Below are 19,539 nucleotides of genomic sequence, written 5' to 3' on the forward strand. Positions count from 1 at the left end.
CCCACGTCACTGCCTCCGACGGTAGAACCTGTTGCGATACCCGTCGATGACCCGAACGATCACGATTCGTGACTGTAGCGGTTATCTGTTACTCGAAGTACGGAATTTGGCGAGGTATCGCATGATCGGGTAGGCGACGAGGATGCCGATCGACCCCCAAGCGATGCCGCCCAGCTCGACCGAACCAATGGTCAGCGTCAGGTTCCCGATGCCGGCAACCAGTGCGGCAGCGGCGACGGTCAGGTTGACCGGATCGGTGAAGTCCACCTTCGCTTCCATCCAGATGCGCACACCGAGAATGCCGATGAGTCCGTAGAGAACCATCGTCGCACCGCCGATGACGCCGTTCGGAACCGTGAAGACCAGTGCACCGAATTTGGGCGAAAATGCCAGGATCACGGCGGTGGCGGCCGCTACCCAGTACGCCGCGGTCGAGTACACACGCGTCGCTGCCATGACACCGATGTTCTCGGCATACGTGGTGGTTCCGGATCCGCCGCCGGCGCCCGCCAAGGTCGTGGCGAGACCGTCTGCAAACAGCGCATTTCCGGCCAGGTCATCGAGGGACTTACCCGTCATGGCGGACACCGCTTTGACATGTCCGACGTTCTCGGCGACCAGAACGATCACCACGGGCAGCGCGAGCACGATCACCGACCAGTCGAACGACGGTCCGTGCAGACTCGGCAGCCCGAACCAGTCGGCTTCGCGCAGAGCGGACACTCGTTCACTGTCGAGACCACCGATGACCGCGGCGAAGACCCAGCCGATCACGACGCCGACCAGAATGCCCAACCGGCCGAGCAGCCCGGGACCGACGACCGTGACCAGCAGGATCGAAACGAGCGTGACCGTGGCGATCAGCGGCTGCGATTCGAAGGAACCGACCGCCGTCGGAGCGAGGTTGAGACCGATCAGCGCGACGACGGCGCCTGTCACTACCGGCGGCATGACGGCGTCGATGACCCGGCTGCCGATCAGACGTACGGCGACGCCGATCAACATCAACACGATGCCGACGGCCATGACGGCACCGAGCTGCGCGGCCGGGCCCGATCCTGCCGACGCTGTCAGCGGGGCGATGAACGCGAAGGACGAACCGAGATAGCTCGGGATCCGGCCCCGGGTGATGAGCAGGAACAGCGCGGTGCCGATACCCGAGAACAACAGCGTCGTCGTGACGGGGAAGCCGGTGATGGTCGGAACGAGCAGTGTCGCTCCGAACATCGCGATGACGTGTTGCATCCCGATTCCGATGGTGCGCGGCCAACTCAGTCGTTCGTCCGGCGCCACGACGGCTCCGTCGGCGATCCGCTTGCCGTCTCCGTGGACAGTCCAGCCGATTCCGCCGGCCCCGGTCATTGTTTCTCGTTCGATCACAGGTCGAAATACTAGAGGTCAGGCGCTCGGTCTCCGACCGAGACCAACGAAACCAGTTCAGCTGATTGCGTCGGCCGCCGCTTTGCGCGCTGCCACCGGATCACCGGTTGCCAGCACCGCCGCCGCAGCCGCCTCACATTGCGCCATGGTGACGGACCCGACCTTCGCTCCCACACCCACGACCGACGCCGCAGCGCACGACAGCGAGGAAACTCCGAGTCCGGCCAGAACACACGCCAACAGTGGATCGGCGGCCGCCTCACCGCAGACGCCGACGCGCTTGCCTGCCGCCTGACCGGCCTGGGCCGTACGTGCGACAAGGGCGAGCACCGCGGGCTGCCACGGATCGGTCAGGTCGGCGAGTTCGGAGGACATCCGATCAGCGGCCATCGTGTACTGAGCGAGGTCGTTGGTACCGATCGAGAGGAATTCGACGTGTTCGAGAATCTGGTCGGCCAACAGCGCCGCCGCCGGGATCTCCACCATCACACCGGGAACAAGATCGCGTGCCCGCACCGCATCGGCAAAACGTTTCGCCTCGGCCGGGGTGGCGATCATCGGTGCCATGACCCACGGCGACGAGTTGGTCGACGCCGCGGCTGCCGCGATCGCGTCGAGCTGGCGGTCGAGAATTCCCATGTCCTGCCAGGCGATTCGGACCCCACGAACGCCGAGGGCCGGATTCGCTTCCTCTTGATGGTTGGCGAATTTGAGCGGCTTGTCCGAACCCGCGTCCAACGTGCGAATGATGACCTTCTTGCCTGCGAAGGCCTCGAGAACTTCGGCGTAGATCGCCGCCTGCTCGTCTACGGTCGGTTCGGTCTCACGGCCGAGGAAGCAGAGTTCGGTCCGGAAGAGCCCGATGCCTCCCGCTGCGGTCAGCGCCGCGGCCCGAGCGCCGGCGCCGTCTTGAACGTTGGCGAGGACTTCTACCGGCCGGCCGTCCGACGTCCGGCCTGGTCCGGTCCACGTGCTGACGCGTTCACGATCGATCCGGGATTGTTCGACCAGTTCGCGCGCCTGCTCGGGATCGGGCTCCGCGATCACGTCGCCGGTGGTTCCGTCGATCAGAATCGGTGTTCCGGCCGCGATGGATTCCAGTTCCTTCGCGGCCACGATGCACGGGATGCCCAACTGCCTCGCGATGATTGCCGTGTGGCTGGTCGGGCCGCCGAAGATGGTCACGAGTCCGATGATCTTGGTTGCATCGAGGCCCGCGGTGTCCGCAGGAGCCAGATCGTCCGCGCACAGCACCGACGGCGTCTCGGGCATCGGAACTCCGGGTTCGGGCAATCCGGAGAGTTCGGCGATCACGCGGTCGCGGATGTCCTCGAGATCGGTGACGCGCTCGGCCATCACACCGCCGACCTTGGTGAACAGCACCACGAACTGCTCCGTCGCCGCGATCGCAGCCTGCACCGGGGGCACTCCGCCGGCGATCGACTTCTTTGCCGCCCCGATCCAGCCGCGATCGGCTGCCATCGCTGCGTTGGCCTGCAAGACCTCGGCGGCCGCGCCTGTGGCTTCGGCAGCCCGTCCGAGAAGGCGGTTCTCGACAGCCTTCGCTGCTGCGACGAAGGCGTCTGCAGCGGCCTCTCGATCGGCCTCGTCGAGTGCGGGCGCATCGGTGACGAGTTCTGGTCGGCGGGACGGCCAGATAGCCGGGCCGTAGGCAATTCCGGGCACGACGGGGGTGCCGTGCACGGTGATTCGGTTGAGCTGTTCGGTCATCTGTCCTCCTTGAGCGATGGGCCCGGTGTCACACCGGATCACCTCGAGCGCGTAAAGCCCTCACCTTCGTTGTGACGAAGATTACTCCCAAGTCTTGACATGTCAACACACTCGGGCGTAAAACAACATAAAGCAACATTCACTGTGATCCACAACGCACCGTCGGATCACATTTCGGAATCGGAGAGCACGTGTACGCGGAAGAACGCCAACAAGCGATCGGCACCATGGTGTCGCAGCGCGGACGCATGTCCGTGGCGGCGCTGTCGGAGACCTTCGGTGTGACCACCGAGACCGTGCGTCGCGATCTGGCCTTCCTCGAGCGGATCGGACAGATCAGGCGTGTACACGGCGGCGCCGTTCCGACCGGATCCCTCCACGTGACCGAACCGGGCATGGCGGAACGCGATCAGACCCGCGCGCAACAGAAGGACCGGATCGCCCGCTGCGCGGTCACCTATCTCCCTCCTACCGGCGGCAGCGTCATCTTCGACGCGGGCACGACCACGGGCCGCATGATCCCCGAACTTCCGACCGAGAACGACTTCACGGCCGTGACCAATTCCGTGCCGATCGGCGCACGACTGGCATCGATGAACTCGATTTCCCTGATCCTGCTCGGCGGACGAGTACGCGGGGTGACGCAAGCCGCGGTCGGCGAGGACGCTCTGCGCCTGCTGAGCACGTTGCGGGTCGACGTCGCCTTCGTCGGAACCAACGCGATCAGCGTCGGGCACGGACTCTCCACCCCGGACAGCGAAGAGGCCGCCGTCAAACGAGCGATGGTCAAGGCCGCCAATCACGTTGTCGTGGTGGCCGATTCCAGCAAAGTCGGCCGCGAGCACTTGATCAGCTTCGCACCACTCGACAGCATCGACGTCCTCATCACCGACGAAGAGATCAGTCCCACAGACACATCCGAGTTCCACGACCACGGAATCGAGGTGGTGATCGCATGATCGTCACACTGACAGCCAACCCGAGTATCGATCGGACCGTACAACTCGAGCAACGGCTCGAACGAGGCTCCGTCCTACGTGCCCACTCCACTCGCAGCGACCCCGGCGGCAAGGGGGTCAACGTCGCGCGTGTTCTCGCCGCAGCCGACCTCGACGTGCTCGCGGTGCTACCGGGAAATGGTGGCGATCCCTTGCTCTCGGCGCTCGCAGCCGGTGGGATTCCCCACATCGGCGTCGCCACAACGGGTCCGGCTCGCACCAACATCACCATCGCCGAACCGGACGGGACCACGACGAAGATCAACGAACCCGGCGCAACGCTGTCCGGTTCGACGCTCGACGCCCTGGCACAGGAGTTGATCGCCCGCGCCGATACCGCACTGTGGTTCGCGCTGTCCGGCTCACTGCCTCCCGGCGTTCCTCTGGGGTGGTACGGCGAACTTGTCGCGGCGCTGCGCGATCACCCGTGCAAGGTAGCGGTCGACACCTCGGACGCCCCACTGACGGCACTCGCCGAATGCTTCCCCGGCTCGGCACCTGATCTGCTCAAACCCAACGGCGAGGAACTCGCGCAACTGACCGGCGTCGACGGCCACGTCCTCGAACGTGCTGCCGAGAACGGTGATCCCGGGCCTGCAATCACGGCGGCACAGCGATTGGTCGACCGCGGCGTCGGCAGTGTGCTCGCCACACTCGGCGCAGCCGGTGCCGTCCTCGTCACGGCCGACGGCGCGTGGATCGCCACCGCTCCCCCGATTGTCGCAGTCAGTACCGTCGGCGCAGGCGATTCGTCGCTGGCCGGCTACATCCTCGCCGAAGCGGGCGGCGGCTCGGAATCCGAGCGGCTACGTCACGCGGTCGCCTACGGAAGCGCCGCTGCCTCCCTTCCCGGCACAACCCTTCCCACACCCGAACAGATCGATCTGGCAGCGGTTTCGGTATCTGCAGCAGATGCCGCCTCTCCCATCCCCGTCCCCACCGAACTCGCCTGACGCCCTAAGGAACCTGACATGTCCGATACCACCGCAGCCGGCAGTTCCGGCCCGGAGATCATCAGTCCCGAACTGATCTCACTCGACACCGACCTGGGTTCGACCAAGGAAGATGTCATTCGTTCTCTCGCAGCGCGATTGACTGCAGCGGGGCGGGCGAGCGACGCTGCGGGACTGGTCGATGCCGCACTCGCTCGCGAAGCGCAGTCCGCGACCGGACTGCCCGGCGGAATCGCAATTCCCCACTGCCGCGCCGAGGCTGTCTCGTCCGCGTCCCTGGGGTTTGCTCGACTCGATCCGAAGGTCGACTTCGGTGCACCCGACGGCCCCGCCGATCTGGTCTTCCTGATCGCGGCACCCGAAGGCGCCGGGGCCGAGCACATGAAGCTGCTCTCCTCCTTGGCCCGAGCACTCGTCAGGCCCGCGTTCGTCACGTCACTTCGTGAAGCGTCGACGCCGGACGAGATCGTGAGACTGGTCGACGAGGTACTCAACCCCGCACCGAAGGATCCTGCAGCAAAGGCTGCGGCAGCGACACCCCCGGCACCCGTTTCCACCGGGAAACACGCTACCGAGGAGACCCCGGCACCAGCGCCCGCGGAGCGTCACATCGTCGCGGTCACCGCCTGCCCGACCGGAATCGCTCACACCTACATGGCGGCGGACTCACTCGTCGCCGCGGGTGAACGCGCCGGCGTCAAGGTTCACGTCGAAACGCAAGGTTCAAGCGGAAGCACCCCCCTTGCCCCTTCGGTGATCGCGGGAGCCGCCGCGGTCATCTTCGCCACCGACGTCGGCGTGAAGGGCCGCGAACGATTCGCCGGTAAGCCCGTCGTCGCTTCCGGTGTGAAGCGGGCAATCAACGAGCCGGACAAGATGCTCGCAGAAGCGTTGCGCGCCTCCGAGAATCCCGCCGCCGCCACCGTTGACGGCACCGCCGCAGCGGCCGCGGATTCCGATGCCGGTTCCGTAGGATTCGGCACCCACCTCCGTCAGGTCCTCCTGACCGGTGTCAGCTACATGATCCCGTTCGTCGCGGCCGGCGGTCTGCTGATCGCACTCGGCTTCCTGCTCGGCGGATACGAGATCTCCGGTCCGGCCAAGGACATCGTTCTCAACAACTCGATCACCAACCTTCCCGACGGTGGTCTGGCCACCTATCTCGGCGCAGTGCTGTTCCAGATCGGTTCGTTGGCATTCAGCTTCCTGGTGCCCGCGTTGGCCGGCTACATCGCCTTCGCCATCGCCGACCGGCCTGGCATCGCTCCCGGCTTCACAGCCGGCGCGGTCGCCGTGTTCGTCGGTGCCGGTTTCATCGGCGGCTTGGTCGGTGGTCTCATCGCCGGTGTCGTCGCGCTCTACATCGGCCGGATCGCCGTCCCGCAGTGGCTGCGAGGCCTGATGCCGGTGGTGATCATCCCGCTGTTCGCGACGCTGGTCGTCGGAGCACTGATGTTCATCGTCCTCGGGCGTCCGCTCGCCGCGATCACCTCAGGTCTCACCGACTGGCTCAACGGACTGTCCGGCAGCTCGGCCATCTTCCTCGGCATCATTCTCGGCCTGATGATGTGCTTCGACCTCGGTGGACCGGTCAACAAGGCGGCTTACGCCTTCGCCGTCGCCGGACTCAACGTCAACGACCCGGCCACTTTGCGCATCATGGCGGCTGTCATGGCTGCCGGTATGGTTCCGCCGCTTGCCATGGCACTTGCCTCGACGGTGCTGCGTCCCAAGCTCTTCAGCGAAGCCGAACGGGAGAACGGAAAGGCTGCCTGGTTGCTGGGTTCGGCATTCATCTCCGAGGGCGCGATTCCGTTCGCCGCTGCCGACCCGCTTCGCGTGATCCCCTCGATGATGGCGGGCGGCGCGGTCACCGGCGCGCTGATCATGGCTTTCGACGTCACTCTCAGCGCCCCGCACGGCGGGATCTTCGTCTTCTTCGCAGTCGGCGGAATCGGCTGGTTCCTGGTCTCGCTCGCCGCGGGAACCGTGGTAGCTGCGCTCGCCGTCGTCGGAGCCAAGGAGTTCTTCCGCAAGGGGCCGTCCGATGCCGAACTCGACCCCGAAATCGTGCCCGCTGCGGCATGATCGACAGCAGGCAACACTGCAGTCACCACCTGAGTCACCAGATCTGCCCGAACACCCCATAACGTCCGCAACGACAGTTCTACAACGAGGAGATCCCATGCCCAGCAAGACAGTTGCCGTCGGTTCCGCAGTCGGCCTCCACGCCCGCCCCGCCGCTCTCATCGCCGAAGCAGTCGGAGCCTCCGGCGCCACGGTCACCCTCGCAGTCGCCGACGGCGAACCCGTGGATGCAGGTTCGGCACTGATGATCATGACGCTCGGAGCCGCCAAGGACACCGAAGTAACCATCGAGTCCGACGACGCCGACGCACTCGCCAAGGTCGCCGAGCTGGTAGCCGCTGATCTCGACGCCTGACCTGATGTCAGTCGGTGCTGTGTAGCGGGCCGGACACTCTCACGGAGTCAGTGCGAGTGTCCGGCCCAGCCAGTCCATTTCGAGTTCCAGAGCAGTGCCCCACACATCACCCGAGTGCCCGCCGGGAAGGGTGTAGTAGTCCACGTTCATGTCGGCGGCGCGCGCAGCCTCGAACATGATCTCCTGCTGAGGGCGGTAGATGTCGTCGTCCTCACCCGCGACAAATACACCCGACAACTGCGGATACCGATTCTGCGCCATCAGGTCTCGGGCGTTGACCGCGTCGAACGCGCTTTCGTCACCGTCGAACATGGCCGCCACGGTGTCCTCGTGATCACCGGTCGACGGTTCGTCCTGGCCGGAGAAGTCCAGGAACGACGGGTATCGGTCCGGGAAGTTCACGGCCATCTCGATCGCGCATGTCCCGCCGTAGGAGAACCCACCGATAGCCCATTGCGCAGCGTCCGGATTCACTTGAAGGTTCGATTCGATCCAGTTCGGGACGTCCTGGTCCAGATACGTCGCGACGTTGCCGAGCGCAGAATCCATGCAGCCGGGGTTGGCGTCGTAGTCCCCCAACGCGTCGGGCACCACCACGACGGGAGCAAGCCCGGAATGCCTCGACGCATAGGCGTCGACGGTGGTCGCGAGCCGGCCACTGTCCAGCCAGTCGCTGGGGCTGCCGGGCTCACCCGCCACCAACACCAGTACGGGCAACTCGGCACGCGGATCGGCAAGATAGGCCGGCGGGAGATACAGCGTCGCAGGCCTCGCGTCGAATCCCGAAACGTTTCCTGGAATCGCCGCTTCCGTCACGACACCGTTGCTCGGCATCCGCACCGGAACCTGCCAATGAGTTTCGGTGGGCAGTCCCCGTTGAACCCAAGGTTCGGCCCCGGGGAGCGAATCGAAGGCAACGTTCTCGACCGAGCCCACCGGCCAGTGCCCGACCAGTGAGCCGAGTGTGGGATAGGTGCCGGTCTGCGCGTTGACCTGACCTACTGCGACGATCGCGGCCAGCCCGGCGAATGCCGTCACCGAAAGGCCACGCGCAAGCCCTGGGCGCCGAAGGAGAACGAGTGCGGCGCCGATGACTCCGAACATCGCCAGCGCTATCCAGACAAAATTCGACGCCGGTAGCTGCGCGGGCAGCGGCCGAAAGCTGAGCCACACGAACGTCGCACCGGTGGCTGATCCGAGCACTGACAGACCTAGCGCGACCAACGCGGCCCGACGCGGCAACCACCGAAGCAGAAGCAACGTGCCGACGCCGACGATGACGGAACCCACGAGCAGCGCTCCGGTGATGTGTCCGTGCTCGAGTGACATACGCGAGAGCCGCGTCAGGAGTTGATGCCCGTGCATTCGTTCCAGTATCCACATCTACCGTCGGTCTGCGAATTCGTGGAATTATTTGGGAATCAGCGGCGTCGTCGAAATCTCACGAACGCCGCGCCCCCGATCGCACATCCTGCCGCGACCAACCCGGCCCACACGAATGTCCACGGATCGACCCCGACACCGACCGAACCGTCAGACGAGTCAGCCGTCGCTTCTGTCGCGTCCACGAGCGCTCGCATCACGTACACCGGAGGCAACGCTCCGCCGGCAGATTCCGAACCGATCAGAACATCGCCCGCATCGTTGAATGCCACCGCCTCACCCTGAGGCTCCTTCGGGAGCGGGATCCGCAGCGGTTCGGTACCGGTGAGCGTCGCGCCGATTCCGCCGTCCACGACTTCGTACAGGTACAGGTCGGAGTAACTCCGAAGTGCGATCGCCGAACCGTCCGACGACACCGCTCCCCCGGTGAACATCACCGACACGGGCTTCTCCGGTCCGAGGGACACGGCTCCGACGCGCTCGAGCGGCGTCGGGCCGGGCTGCGCCAAGTCACTCAGTTTCTGATCCCCGACCGGTGTGTAGACACTGCTTTCGCCGAACAATTCCTTGGTCACGACAAAAACGTGGCCGTCGGGGTCGAGCAGTATCGACTCGGTGTCGTGCGCACCGTCCGGGTACGTGAGGCGGTGCAACGTACCGCCACCGGAATCGAGGTCCATCGTGATGAACGCCACTGTTTCGCGGGTCCGGAGGTTGTCACCGGTGTCCGACAGAACGAGCGTTCGCCCACTCACCGCAAGATCTTCGACGTCGTAAGGATCTATCGGGACCGGAATCTGTTTCTGGACAACACAGTTCAGGTCCATTTCGAATACGAAGTCGTCACTGCCGCCGTCGCCCATCGCGTAGATCCGATCGTCGACGACGACCATCCCCGACAACTCCTGGAGCGCAGGATCAGTAGGCGTACAGAGTGGGGCGAACTCGCTCGGTTCGAACGACGACGCCTGTGCGAGCGCTCCGGGAAGCAGTGCGGTTGCCGTAGTCGCAGCAATCACCGCGACCACGGCCCCGAAACTACGCACTAGGTGCGTAGTCGACCAATGCCGAGGCCAACATCTGTGGCACGCGTGCGTGCACCCGCGTTCCCGCCTCTTCGTGAGTCGATTCCAAAATCGTTCCGTCCGAGTGGATTCGAGCCATCAAGTCACCGCGCGTGTACGGCACCAGCACGTCGACCTCGACCTCCGGCCGAACCAGCACCTCGCTGAGATGTGCTCTTAGTTCGGCGATTCCCTCACCCGTACGCGCCGAGACGAACACGGCACCAGGCAACAGACCACGTAGTTGCGTCAACGTAACCGGATCTGCCGCGTCGATCTTGTTGACCACGATCAACTCCGGCGGAGCCTTCGAATCCGTCTCGCGCAGAACATCGGTGACGACTTCCCGCACAGCCTTGATCTGTTCTGTCGGCAACGGATCCGAACCGTCGACGACGTGCAGCAGCAGATCCGCGTCGGTTACTTCCTCGAGAGTCGAGCGGAATGCCTCGACCAACTGAGTCGGCAGGTGTCGCACGAAGCCGACCGTGTCGGTGAGTACGTACTCGCGGCCGTCGTCGAGTGCTGCGCGGCGAGTGGTCGGGTCCAAGGTGGCGAACAACGCGTTCTCCACGAGCACACCCGATCCGGTGAGCGAATTGAGCAGACTCGACTTGCCCGCGTTGGTGTATCCGACGATGGCGATCGACGGGATGTCGCTCTGCAGTCGACGTGTGCGCTTGGTGTCGCGAGCGGCCTTCATGCCCTTGATCTCGCGGCGTAGTTTTGCCATGCGCTCACGAATACGGCGGCGGTCCGTCTCGATTTTCGTTTCACCGGGACCACGCAGACCCACACCGCCGTTACTGCCGGCACGGCCACCGGCCTGGCGCGACATCGACTCGCCCCAACCACGCAGACGCGGGAGCATGTACTCCATCTGAGCAAAAGCGACCTGCGCCTTACCCTCACGCGAAGTGGCGTGCTGAGCAAAGATGTCGAGAATGAGGGCCGTCCGGTCGATGACCTTGACCTTGACGATCTTCTCCAGCGCCGTGAGCTGCGCCGGCGTCAGCTCACCGTCGCAGACGACGGTGTCGGCGCCGGTCGCCAGGACTACTTCGCGCAGTTCCTGCGCCTTGCCGGAACCGATGTAGGTGGCAGCGTCGGGTTTGTCGCGACGCTGAACCAGTCCTTCGAGGACCTCGGAGCCGGCCGTCTCGGCAAGTGCGGCCAACTCGGTCATGCTCGCCTCGGCCTGCTCGGCAGTTCCCTGCGTCCAGACGCCGACCAGGACAACTCTTTCGAGTCGAAGCTGGCGGTACTCGACTTCGGTGACGTCCTCGAGCTCGGTCGACAGACCGGCCACGCGGCGCAGGGCGCCGCGATCTGCGAGTTGCATCTCACCGGTCGACGGGTTGCCCGATGCGGACGCTGCCGTGTATTCGGCTTGCGCGTACTCGGACTGCTCGTGAGCGGTGGACTCTTCGTTTTCATGTGTGTTCGTCATACAAGATCTATGGTCCCACGAAACCTGGCCACGGTGCATCCGTATTTCCTGCAGGCGTATTTCCCGCGGGCGATATCACACGAGCGATTGCCACCAGGCATCGCTGATCGTCCCGTTCGCCACCAGAACCGAGGGCCCCCGCAACGACCCTTTGCCGCCTTCGACGGTGACCTGCACCTCGCCACCGAGCACGCGCACCAGTACCGAGCCTTCATCGCGGCCGTCGTACCTCAGCGCCGCGGCCGCCGCTGCGACCGTTCCGGTTCCGCAGGAACGAGTCTCGCCCACACCACGCTCGTGTACGCGCATGTGGACCCCACCGTCGTGGATCGGCGTCACGATCTCGATGTTGACCCCGTGCGGGAAGAACCCGGGATCGAAGCCCGGAGAAACACTCAAATCGAGCGCACTCAAAACTTCTGCCGTCACGTGCTCGTCGACACACGCCAAATGCGGATTACCGACGTCGATGCCGACGCCGGCGAAGACGCGGCCGTCGATTGTTGCCGAACTGGTGCCGAGGTCCTTGATCGGGCCCATCGCCACGGTCACGTCACCATGTGTGGCGTCGTAGCCGACCACCACGACCGGACGCGCTCCGGCGCGGCTGCCGACCACGAACTCGTCCTTGCTCTCCAAGCCCGAGGCCTTGAGATAGTGGGCGAATACGCGAACTCCGTTTCCGCACATCTCCGCGATGGAGCCGTCGCTGTTGCGGTAGTCCATGAACCAGTCTTCGGCAGCGACGCCGTCGGGCAGCGCACCGAGCACGCCCGCGTCCGCAAGTGCGCCTGCCCGGGCGACACGAAGGATGCCGTCGGCGCCGAGGCCACGCTGACGATCACACAACGCTGAAACTCGCGCCGGCTCGAGATCGACCCGAACGTCGAGGTCAGGGAGAACAACGAAGTCGTTCTGCGTGCCGTGGCCCTTACTGAAATCCATGGTCGCCATCCTATCCGGACCTGCCGACCGACTCACGCAGGTGACGCGGTGACCACGACGTTCTGTTCGTACGTGAAGCCGGACGGCAACGAGGGGTCGGGCACGGTTGCGCCGCCGCAGGTCACGAGGACCAGCCTGGGCGCACCCGTTTCGGAAAAGAACTCGGCCGGCAAAGCCACCTTTTCGTACAGCTTCAGGCTCGCTGCGTGATAGGTGAACATCGTTCCGGTGTCGTCGCTCACGTAGATCGGTGTTCCGGGCTTCATCTGGTGCAGCGCCCACAAGGCGCCGTGCGTGCGATCACCGTCGTCGACGTGGCCGGCAACAAGATTGGTGCCCTCCGAAGATCCGAACTGCACACCGTTGGTGAAATGCGAAACCTTGTCAGGATGCGGAAGGATCATTCCGCGGTTGGCGCCGAACCCACTGGGCACGATGTCGGCTCGCACATCGAGATCGGGAATCGCGAGCGTGTTCGGCGGCAGATCCGTTGGCGCAGGCGCCCACGTCGCCCCTGGATCGGTTGGAGCTCCCACGTCGAAGGGTGCTTCGGGAACAGGTGCGCTGATGGGCTTCCCGGCCGCACTCACCGCAAAATAGACGAGCACCCCGCCGACCGCGAGAAATGTGACGAGCAGTAGGAGAAGCGGCAGCCGACCCGCGCGTCGGCCTCTCGGTCGCGCGTGTGTCCCGGTCTGCGCCATGTTCGTTGTCCTCCAGTCCGTCGATCGCGAAACGAATGGATCGCGAAAGAGCTAACTGTAAGATAGCTGATCGGGGCGATCGTGTTACAGGCCGCGATATGCAAGGGCAGCGAAGGCCGAGCGAGCCAGCTCCGGATCGGCACCGTCGAGCCAGTGCACGCGTGCGTCACGACGGAACCATGATCGTTGGCGGCGAACGTAGCGCCGCGTCCCGATGAACGTCCGTTCGAGTGCTTCGGCCAGATCGTATTCACCGTCGAAATGTGCGAGCACCTGTGCGTAGCCGATGGCTCGCGGCGCGGTGACGCCATCACGCAAGCCTTGCTCGACGAGCACGGCAACTTCGTCGACAAGTCCGTCCGAAAACATCAGCTCGGTTCGCAACCGAATCCGGGCGTCGAGTTCTTCCGTATCCCGATCTACGCCGAGAATGCGAGTTCCCCATCGAGGGTCACCGATCTGCGGCGCCGAGGCCGCGAACGGCAGACCTGTCAGCTCGACGACCTCGAGCGCCCGAACCATCCGCCGGCCGTCCGTCGGCAGTATCGACGCCGCCGCTACCGGATCAGCAGCAACAAGCGCCGTATGCACCGCACCGACCCCACCGTCGGCCAGCACTGCCTCCCACTTCGCACGAACTTCGGGATCCGTTGCCGGAAAGGACCATTCGTCGAGTAGAGACTGGACGTACATCATGGATCCGCCGACGATCACCGGAACCTTGCCCGCCACGATCAGATTCTCGGCGATCGCGATCGCGTCGCTTTGATAACGCGCGACGGTGGCGGTCTCCTTCACGTCGAGAACGTCGAGCAGGTGATGCGGAATCCCGCGACGCTCGGCCGGCGTCAGTTTGGCGGTCCCGATATCCATGCCGCGATAGAGCTGCATCGCGTCGATGTTGATGATTTCACCGCCGAATTCCTCGGCCAGTGCCAACGCGAGATCGGACTTTCCCGACGCTGTCGGACCGACAACTGCGATCGGGCGAAGTTCTTCAGGGACGTTCACGGCCGCCACGTCCCGACGTGGTAACCGACGCCGAACGGCGCATCGCTGTAGTCGACCGTCGCGCGAGGATGGGCTGACCGAGACGAGCCCGTAAAGGCACCGGCCAGGACCTGCCACGCCGCGCGCCCCTGGGCTCCGACACTCCGGCAGAGCTGGGGATCGAGAGCAAGAAGCGCCTCCGGGTCACCGGCCGTCAGGGCGTCGTCGATGGCCGACTGCACACCCGCGGCGCGCTCGTCGAAGCTTCCTGGCGCCTTTGCCGTCAGCGTGGACGCACCGTCAGCAACGATCAGAAGCCCTTGCGGTCGGTTGTCGCTGTCGAGTTGCTTGCGCAGCTGCTGCCCGAATTCACGACATTCATTCGCCGACGCCTTTGCACTGACGACGTGCATGTCGACGGTTATCTCCACGTCTGTTCGGCCACGCAGCCAGCCGGCAACAAGGGCGCACAGTTCGAGAGATGGCATCGGTTCGCCTGCCGCATCCGCGTCCAGTGACGTCCGGACATCGGCGCCGAATCCAGCGAACGTACCGATCTGCCCACGTCCGACGCCCGATCGCCAGAGTTCGCCTGCTGCTTTCTCGGGTTCTGCATTCTCGGGGCCGACACCGACGCCCACCCAGTGCACCGCCTCGTGAGCGAGCCGGCTCACGGCGGTTGTCGCTGCAGCACGCACCTGAGCGGACTCGGCCGAATCACCGGACAATTCCGGCACGAGTAACGGCGCCGAGGGGACGAGAACAGCGGAAGTCAACACAGTTGCCACGCTAGTCGACCCCGAGGTGGCGACCTCACACCCTCTTACCTGATTCAATAGTCGGAGAACGTGAGTACCGGGTTCAATGGAACCAGGAATGCGATCAGGCAGCCGTGACGCGCGGCAGAGACGAGGACCGATGACCGAGAACAGTGAACCCACCACCGGCGCCGACAGCAGTTCGGCCAGCCCGAGCCCGGCAGCACCCAAACCCGGCGCTCCCAAACCTGGTGGACCACGCCCCGGTGCGCCCCGCCCCGGAGCACCTCGCCCCGGACCAGCAGCCTCGCATGCCGTCACCGCCGCACCGGCCAGCGACCCGAGCAAGTTCGGACGCGTCGAGGAAGACGGAACCGCCTGGGTGAAGACCGCTGACGGTGAACGTCAGATCGGTTCGTGGCAGGCCGGCGACGCCACCGAGGGCCTCGCCCATTTCGGTCGTCGCTACGACGACCTCGCGACCGAGGTCTCGCTACTCGAGGCGCGACTGACGTCGGGCGCCGGAGACGCCAAGAAGACCAAGGCTGCCGCCATCGCTCTGTCCGAATCCCTCTCGACCGCTGCAGTGATCGGTGACCTCGACGCTTTGGCTCGCCGACTCGACGTGATCGTTGCCGGTTCCGACGAGGCCGCAGCGCACGCGAAGGAAGAGAAGGAACAGTCGCGCGCGGCAAGCACCGCCCGCAAGGAGGCCCTCGCAGTCGAGGCCGAGCAGATCGGCTCGGAGTCGACCCAGTGGAAGACCGCGGGTGATCGACTGCGCGAGATTCTCGACGAGTGGAAAACGATTCGCGGAATCGACCGCAAGGTCGACGACGCACTGTGGAAGCGTTACTCGAAGGCTCGTGAGTCCTTCAACCGACGACGTGGAGCCCACTTCGCCGAACTCGACCGGGATCGTGCGAGCGCCCGTTCGACGAAGGAAGAACTGGTCGAGCGCGCCGAGAAGCTGTCGACCTCCACTGAATGGGGACAGACCGCCGGGGAATTCCGCGATCTACTCAGCGAATGGAAGGCTGCCGGCCGCGCACCGCGCGAGGCCGACGACAACCTGTGGAAGCGCTTCAAGGGCGCTCAGGATGTGTTCTTCGCCGCGCGCAACGCTGCTGCATCCGAGCGCGATGCCGAATTCGAGCAGAACGCGGTTGCAAAAGAGGAGCTGCTCGCTGCCAATGCGAACATCGATCCGGCGCACGGACTCGAGAACGCCCGCGCAGCGCTTCGCGACCTGCAGGAGAAGTGGGACGCGATCGGCAAGGTGCCGCGCGACCGAATGCAGGAACTCGAAGCGAAGCTCCGGGCCATCGAAACCAAGGTGCGCGACGCGGTCGACGCCGAGTGGCGTCGCACCGATCCGGAAGCACTTGCCCGGGTCGCGCAGTTCAAGGAGCGGGTGAGCCAGTTCGAGGAGCAGGCCGCCAAGGCTCAGGCTGCCGGCAAGACGAAGGACGCCGAGAAGGCTCTCGCTCAGGCCAAGCAGTGGCGTGAGTGGGCCGAAGCTGCCGAAAGCGCCGTCAACGAGTAATCGACGACGAGCTGTAAAGACAACAAAAACGCCGGCTCACTCCGAAAGGAGTCAGCCGGCGTTGTCTTGTGCTTTGGACGGACGGCCTGCTGTGTCAGCCGACGTTCCATTCCTGATGCTTCTCGGCTTCGGCCGCAGCGATCCGGCGTTGCTCCTCGGCGGCGAGCTGAATGTTGGTTCGTGTCCAGACCACCTTGAGCCAATGGAACGTCAAGAACACGACGGCAAACCATCCGATGATCAGCCCGATCGACGGTCCTGCCACATTGAAACCGGCGGGAATGGTCTGACGCGACCAGACGGCCATCATGCCGAGAGCGCTCGCCACGGCACTGCCGGCGAGTGCGACCCAGGCCAGACTCCAACGCCGCGTGACCAGCGCGAGCATCGAGAATCCGATGCCGAAGATGACGACGAACCACACGAACAAGCGTGAGAACAGTGCAATCCGTTCACTTTCCGCGTCCTGGTTGTACGCGAGCACATCCCAGCCGTTCGCCACTCCCGCATGGGGCAGTGCAAGGGTGCCGACCAGCACGAGCACCGCAACCGCGACAACCATGGCGCGCGCACCCGGATCAATTTCTCCCGCGACCTTGCGTTCCGCGTCGTCGAGGTCCTTGCGGTAGCCCTCGAAGGCGTCGTCGCCCGGCTGTGGTGTCGTGTTCTCGTGTTGCGAGGTCATGCGTTGCATCCCATCTGAACGGGTTGTGGGGCCGGGGCACCGATCTTCGGTAGTCCGAGACCTACGCCGATGGGCGGGGTCTTGGGTGTGATGCCCTTTTCGAACGAATCACCGGCGCGGGTCCGACGGTGCGTGAGCACTCCGTCATCTGCCACGAGGTGATGAGGGGCTCCGTGGGTGACGACGACCGTCACCACGTCACCGGGTCGGATTGTGCCGTCGAGGTTTCCCTCGGGGCGGAAATGCACCAGGCGGCCGTCTCGCGCGCGACCACTGAGACGGTGAGTCGCCGCGTTCTTCCGCCCCTCCCCCGCTGCCACCAAGAGTTCGACCTCGGTGCCGACGAGCTTGCGATTTTCCTCGATGTTCACTTCTTCCTGAACGGCGAGCAATCGCATGTAGCGTTCCTGGACAACCTCTTTGGGGAGTTGATCGGCCATCTCCGCCGCCGGCGTGCCCGGGCGCTTGGAGTACTGGAAGGTGTAGGCGTTGGAGAATCGCGCCTTGCGCACGACGTCCAGCGTCTCCTCGAAATCCTCTTCCGTCTCCCCCGGGAACCCGACGATGATGTCCGTGGTGATGGCGGCGTGCGGCATTGCGGCGCGCACCTTCTCGATGATCCCGAGGTACTTCGACTTGCGGTACGAGCGCTTCATCGCCTTGAGAACCTTGTCCGAACCGGACTGCAACGGCATGTGCAGTTGCGGGCAGACGTTGGGAGTGGTTGCCATAGCTTCGATGACGTCATCGGTGAACTCTGCCGGGTGCGGCGATGTGAACCTGACCCGTTCGAGGCCGTCGATGTGTCCACATGCCTTCAAGAGGGAGGCGAAGGCTCCGCGATCGCGCGGTTGCTCCGGATCGGCGAACGACACGCCGTAGGCGTTGACGTTCTGTCCCAGCAGGGTCACTTCCGAGACACCCTCGTCGACGAGTGCCTGCACCTCGGCCAGGATGTCGCCGGGACGTCGATCTACTTCCTTGCCACGCAGGGCCGGAACGATGCAGAACGTGCACGTGTTGTTGCAGCCCACCGAGATGGAAACCCAACCTGCATAAGCAGATTCGCGCTTGGCTGGCAGTGTCGACGGAAACGCCTCGAGTGCGTCGAGGATTTCGACCTCGGCGCGCTGATTGTGACGCGCACGGTCGAGCAGCGCGGGAAGCGAGCCGATGTTGTGAGTGCCGAAGACGACATCGACGAACGGCGCCTTCTTGACGACGGTGTCACGATCCTTCTGCGCCAGGCACCCGCCGACCGCGATCTGCATGTCGGGGTTCGCCTCCTTGTTCGGGGCGAGCTGGCTGAGGTTGCCGTACAACTTGTTGTCCGCGTTCTCGCGGACCGCACACGTGTTGAAGACGACAAGATCAGGATCGGTTCCGGTCTCCGCCTTCGAATACCCGGCGTCCTCGAGCAGACCGGACAGTCGCTCGGAATCGTGGACGTTCATCTGACAGCCGTACGTCCGCACCTCGTAGGTGCGAACAGACTTCGCAGTCGGCTCCGGAACTGCAGTCGGCTCCGGAAGTGCAGGGGACATTTCGTCGATCAGTGACACGCTTCAGCCTAGCTCACGTCCACTACGACGTGTAATAACGCCCTGATAAACAGCCGAAACGCGACATAAACGTCGTCACAGTAAAATTTCCATTACATATGGCAAGAACCATGGCGAAATCACGGGCGTCGACGCAAACTACGCCTAAGGTTCTCGTTTATGACCCAAGCCGACGATGCGACGACGCCGACCACCTCCGGCGATTCCACATCCATGATTTCGATGACCTCGGTGAACAAACACTTCGGGGAACTTCACGTCCTGCAAGAGGTCAATCTCGAGGTACCCAAGGGCCAAGTGGTGATCGTCCTTGGTCCGTCGGGCTCCGGTAAGTCGACTCTGTGCCGCACCATCAATCGCCTCGAACCCATCGACTCGGGCACCATCGCCGTCGACGGCAAGACGCTCCCCGAGGAGGGCAAAGCACTTGCCGCACTTCGTGCCGACGTCGGGATGGTCTTTCAGTCCTTCAACCTGTTCGCACACAAGACGATCCTCGAGAACGTCATGCTCGCACCGATGAAGGTCCGCAAGGCAAAAAAGGACGAAGCCAAGAAGACCGCGCAGGCATTGCTCGAGCGCGTCGGTATCGCCAATCAGGCCGACAAGTACCCGGCGCAGCTTTCCGGCGGTCAGCAACAGCGTGTCGCCATTGCTCGCGCTCTCGCGATGCAGCCGAAGGTGATGTTGTTCGACGAGCCCACCTCCGCTCTCGACCCCGAGATGGTCAACGAAGTCCTCGACGTCATGACCTCCCTCGCGAAGGAAGGCATGACCATGCTCGTGGTCACGCACGAGATGGGATTCGCCCGCAAGGCCGGCGATCGTGTGCTGTTCATGGCTGACGGCCAGGTCGTCGAAGACACCACGCCCGAAGAGTTCTTCACCCATCCCAAGTCGGATCGGGCCAAGGACTTCCTCGGCAAGATCCTCACTCACTGATCACA

At 64.4% G+C, this 19,539-nt stretch carries 17 protein-coding genes; 6 read left to right on the forward strand and 11 right to left on the reverse strand.

What is annotated here, in order from left to right:
* Positions 1 to 81 precede the first annotated feature (81 nt).
* Positions 82 to 1,362 carry a uracil-xanthine permease family protein gene (locus tag ABIE52_RS08575; protein ID WP_020907537.1) on the reverse strand — a complete coding sequence of 427 codons (1,281 nt, stop codon included), beginning with the start codon at positions 1,360 to 1,362 and terminating at the stop codon, positions 82 to 84.
* A gap of 75 nt (positions 1,363 to 1,437) precedes the next feature.
* A complete protein-coding gene (locus tag ABIE52_RS08580) occupies positions 1,438 to 3,111 on the reverse strand; it encodes a putative PEP-binding protein (protein ID WP_192712478.1) in 1,674 nt (557 codons plus the stop codon).
* A gap of 191 nt (positions 3,112 to 3,302) precedes the next feature.
* Here ABIE52_RS08580 and ABIE52_RS08585 point away from each other — a divergent pair, with 191 nt between their 5' ends.
* The 4 genes from ABIE52_RS08585 to ABIE52_RS08600 all read left to right on the forward strand — a co-directional run bounded on the left by ABIE52_RS08585 (position 3,303) and on the right by ABIE52_RS08600 (position 7,505).
* Positions 3,303 to 4,070, forward strand: coding sequence for a DeoR/GlpR family DNA-binding transcription regulator (locus ABIE52_RS08585; protein WP_003942134.1), 768 nt, complete (start codon positions 3,303 to 3,305; stop codon positions 4,068 to 4,070).
* Entirely contained in the window at positions 4,067 to 5,062 is a 996-nt protein-coding gene (gene pfkB / locus ABIE52_RS08590; protein ID WP_030535546.1) for a 1-phosphofructokinase, read from the forward strand. The genes ABIE52_RS08585 and pfkB overlap by 4 nt, the downstream gene beginning before the upstream one ends.
* 18 nt (positions 5,063 to 5,080) lie before the next feature.
* Positions 5,081 to 7,150, forward strand: a complete 2,070-nt coding sequence (locus ABIE52_RS08595; RefSeq protein ID WP_192712479.1) for a PTS fructose transporter subunit IIABC — start codon at positions 5,081 to 5,083, stop codon at positions 7,148 to 7,150.
* Positions 7,151 to 7,247: 97 nt separating this feature from the next.
* A complete protein-coding gene (locus tag ABIE52_RS08600) occupies positions 7,248 to 7,505 on the forward strand; it encodes an HPr family phosphocarrier protein (protein ID WP_003942144.1) in 258 nt (85 codons plus the stop codon).
* A gap of 39 nt (positions 7,506 to 7,544) precedes the next feature.
* Here the strand turns inward: ABIE52_RS08600 and ABIE52_RS08605 are convergent, their stop codons facing one another.
* The 7 genes from ABIE52_RS08605 to ABIE52_RS08635 all read right to left on the reverse strand — a co-directional run bounded on the left by ABIE52_RS08605 (position 7,545) and on the right by ABIE52_RS08635 (position 14,820).
* Positions 7,545 to 8,870: an alpha/beta hydrolase gene (locus tag ABIE52_RS08605; protein WP_252194385.1), complete on the reverse strand. Its 1,326-nt coding sequence runs from the start codon at positions 8,868 to 8,870 to the stop codon at positions 7,545 to 7,547.
* 56 nt (positions 8,871 to 8,926) lie between these two features.
* Positions 8,927 to 9,916: a hypothetical protein gene (locus tag ABIE52_RS08610; protein ID WP_230359814.1), complete on the reverse strand. Its 990-nt coding sequence runs from the start codon at positions 9,914 to 9,916 to the stop codon at positions 8,927 to 8,929.
* Between the two features lie 10 nt (positions 9,917 to 9,926).
* Entirely contained in the window at positions 9,927 to 11,402 is a 1,476-nt protein-coding gene (hflX, locus tag ABIE52_RS08615; protein ID WP_065455669.1) for a GTPase HflX, read from the reverse strand.
* A 75-nt stretch (positions 11,403 to 11,477) separates the two neighbouring features.
* Positions 11,478 to 12,347, reverse strand: a complete 870-nt coding sequence (gene dapF / locus ABIE52_RS08620; RefSeq protein ID WP_192712481.1) for a diaminopimelate epimerase — start codon at positions 12,345 to 12,347, stop codon at positions 11,478 to 11,480.
* A 32-nt stretch (positions 12,348 to 12,379) separates the two neighbouring features.
* Positions 12,380 to 13,051 carry a class F sortase gene (locus tag ABIE52_RS08625; protein WP_192712482.1) on the reverse strand — a complete coding sequence of 224 codons (672 nt, stop codon included), beginning with the start codon at positions 13,049 to 13,051 and terminating at the stop codon, positions 12,380 to 12,382.
* An 84-nt stretch (positions 13,052 to 13,135) separates the two neighbouring features.
* Positions 13,136 to 14,071: a tRNA (adenosine(37)-N6)-dimethylallyltransferase MiaA gene (miaA, locus tag ABIE52_RS08630; RefSeq protein WP_192712483.1), complete on the reverse strand. Its 936-nt coding sequence runs from the start codon at positions 14,069 to 14,071 to the stop codon at positions 13,136 to 13,138.
* Entirely contained in the window at positions 14,059 to 14,820 is a 762-nt protein-coding gene (locus ABIE52_RS08635; protein WP_192712484.1) for a class III extradiol dioxygenase subunit B-like domain-containing protein, read from the reverse strand. Before ABIE52_RS08635 ends, miaA begins: the two co-directional genes overlap by 13 nt.
* Positions 14,821 to 14,959: 139 nt before the next feature.
* Here ABIE52_RS08635 and ABIE52_RS08640 point away from each other — a divergent pair, with 139 nt between their 5' ends.
* Positions 14,960 to 16,345 carry a DUF349 domain-containing protein gene (locus ABIE52_RS08640; RefSeq protein WP_003942193.1) on the forward strand — a complete coding sequence of 462 codons (1,386 nt, stop codon included), beginning with the start codon at positions 14,960 to 14,962 and terminating at the stop codon, positions 16,343 to 16,345.
* Between the two features lie 94 nt (positions 16,346 to 16,439).
* On the opposite strand, the gene ABIE52_RS08645 is transcribed toward ABIE52_RS08640, so the two are convergent.
* Both ABIE52_RS08645 and miaB read right to left on the reverse strand, forming a co-directional pair.
* Positions 16,440 to 17,030 (reverse strand): Rv2732c family membrane protein, encoded by a 591-nt coding sequence (locus ABIE52_RS08645; protein WP_063316728.1) that lies wholly within the window; start codon positions 17,028 to 17,030, stop codon positions 16,440 to 16,442.
* Positions 17,027 to 18,574, reverse strand: a complete 1,548-nt coding sequence (gene miaB / locus ABIE52_RS08650) for a tRNA (N6-isopentenyl adenosine(37)-C2)-methylthiotransferase MiaB (RefSeq protein WP_063316727.1) — start codon at positions 18,572 to 18,574, stop codon at positions 17,027 to 17,029. Before miaB ends, ABIE52_RS08645 begins: the two co-directional genes overlap by 4 nt.
* Before the next feature lie 231 nt (positions 18,575 to 18,805).
* On the opposite strand from miaB, the gene gluA reads away from it, so the two are divergent.
* Positions 18,806 to 19,534: a glutamate ABC transporter ATP-binding protein GluA gene (gluA, locus tag ABIE52_RS08655; RefSeq protein WP_007735175.1), complete on the forward strand. Its 729-nt coding sequence runs from the start codon at positions 18,806 to 18,808 to the stop codon at positions 19,532 to 19,534.
* Positions 19,535 to 19,539 lie beyond the last annotated feature (5 nt).

Origin of the sequence: Rhodococcus sp. OAS809 (assembly GCF_040546695.1) — a bacterium.
In the GTDB taxonomy this organism is placed as follows: domain Bacteria; phylum Actinomycetota; class Actinomycetes; order Mycobacteriales; family Mycobacteriaceae; genus Rhodococcus_F; species Rhodococcus_F qingshengii.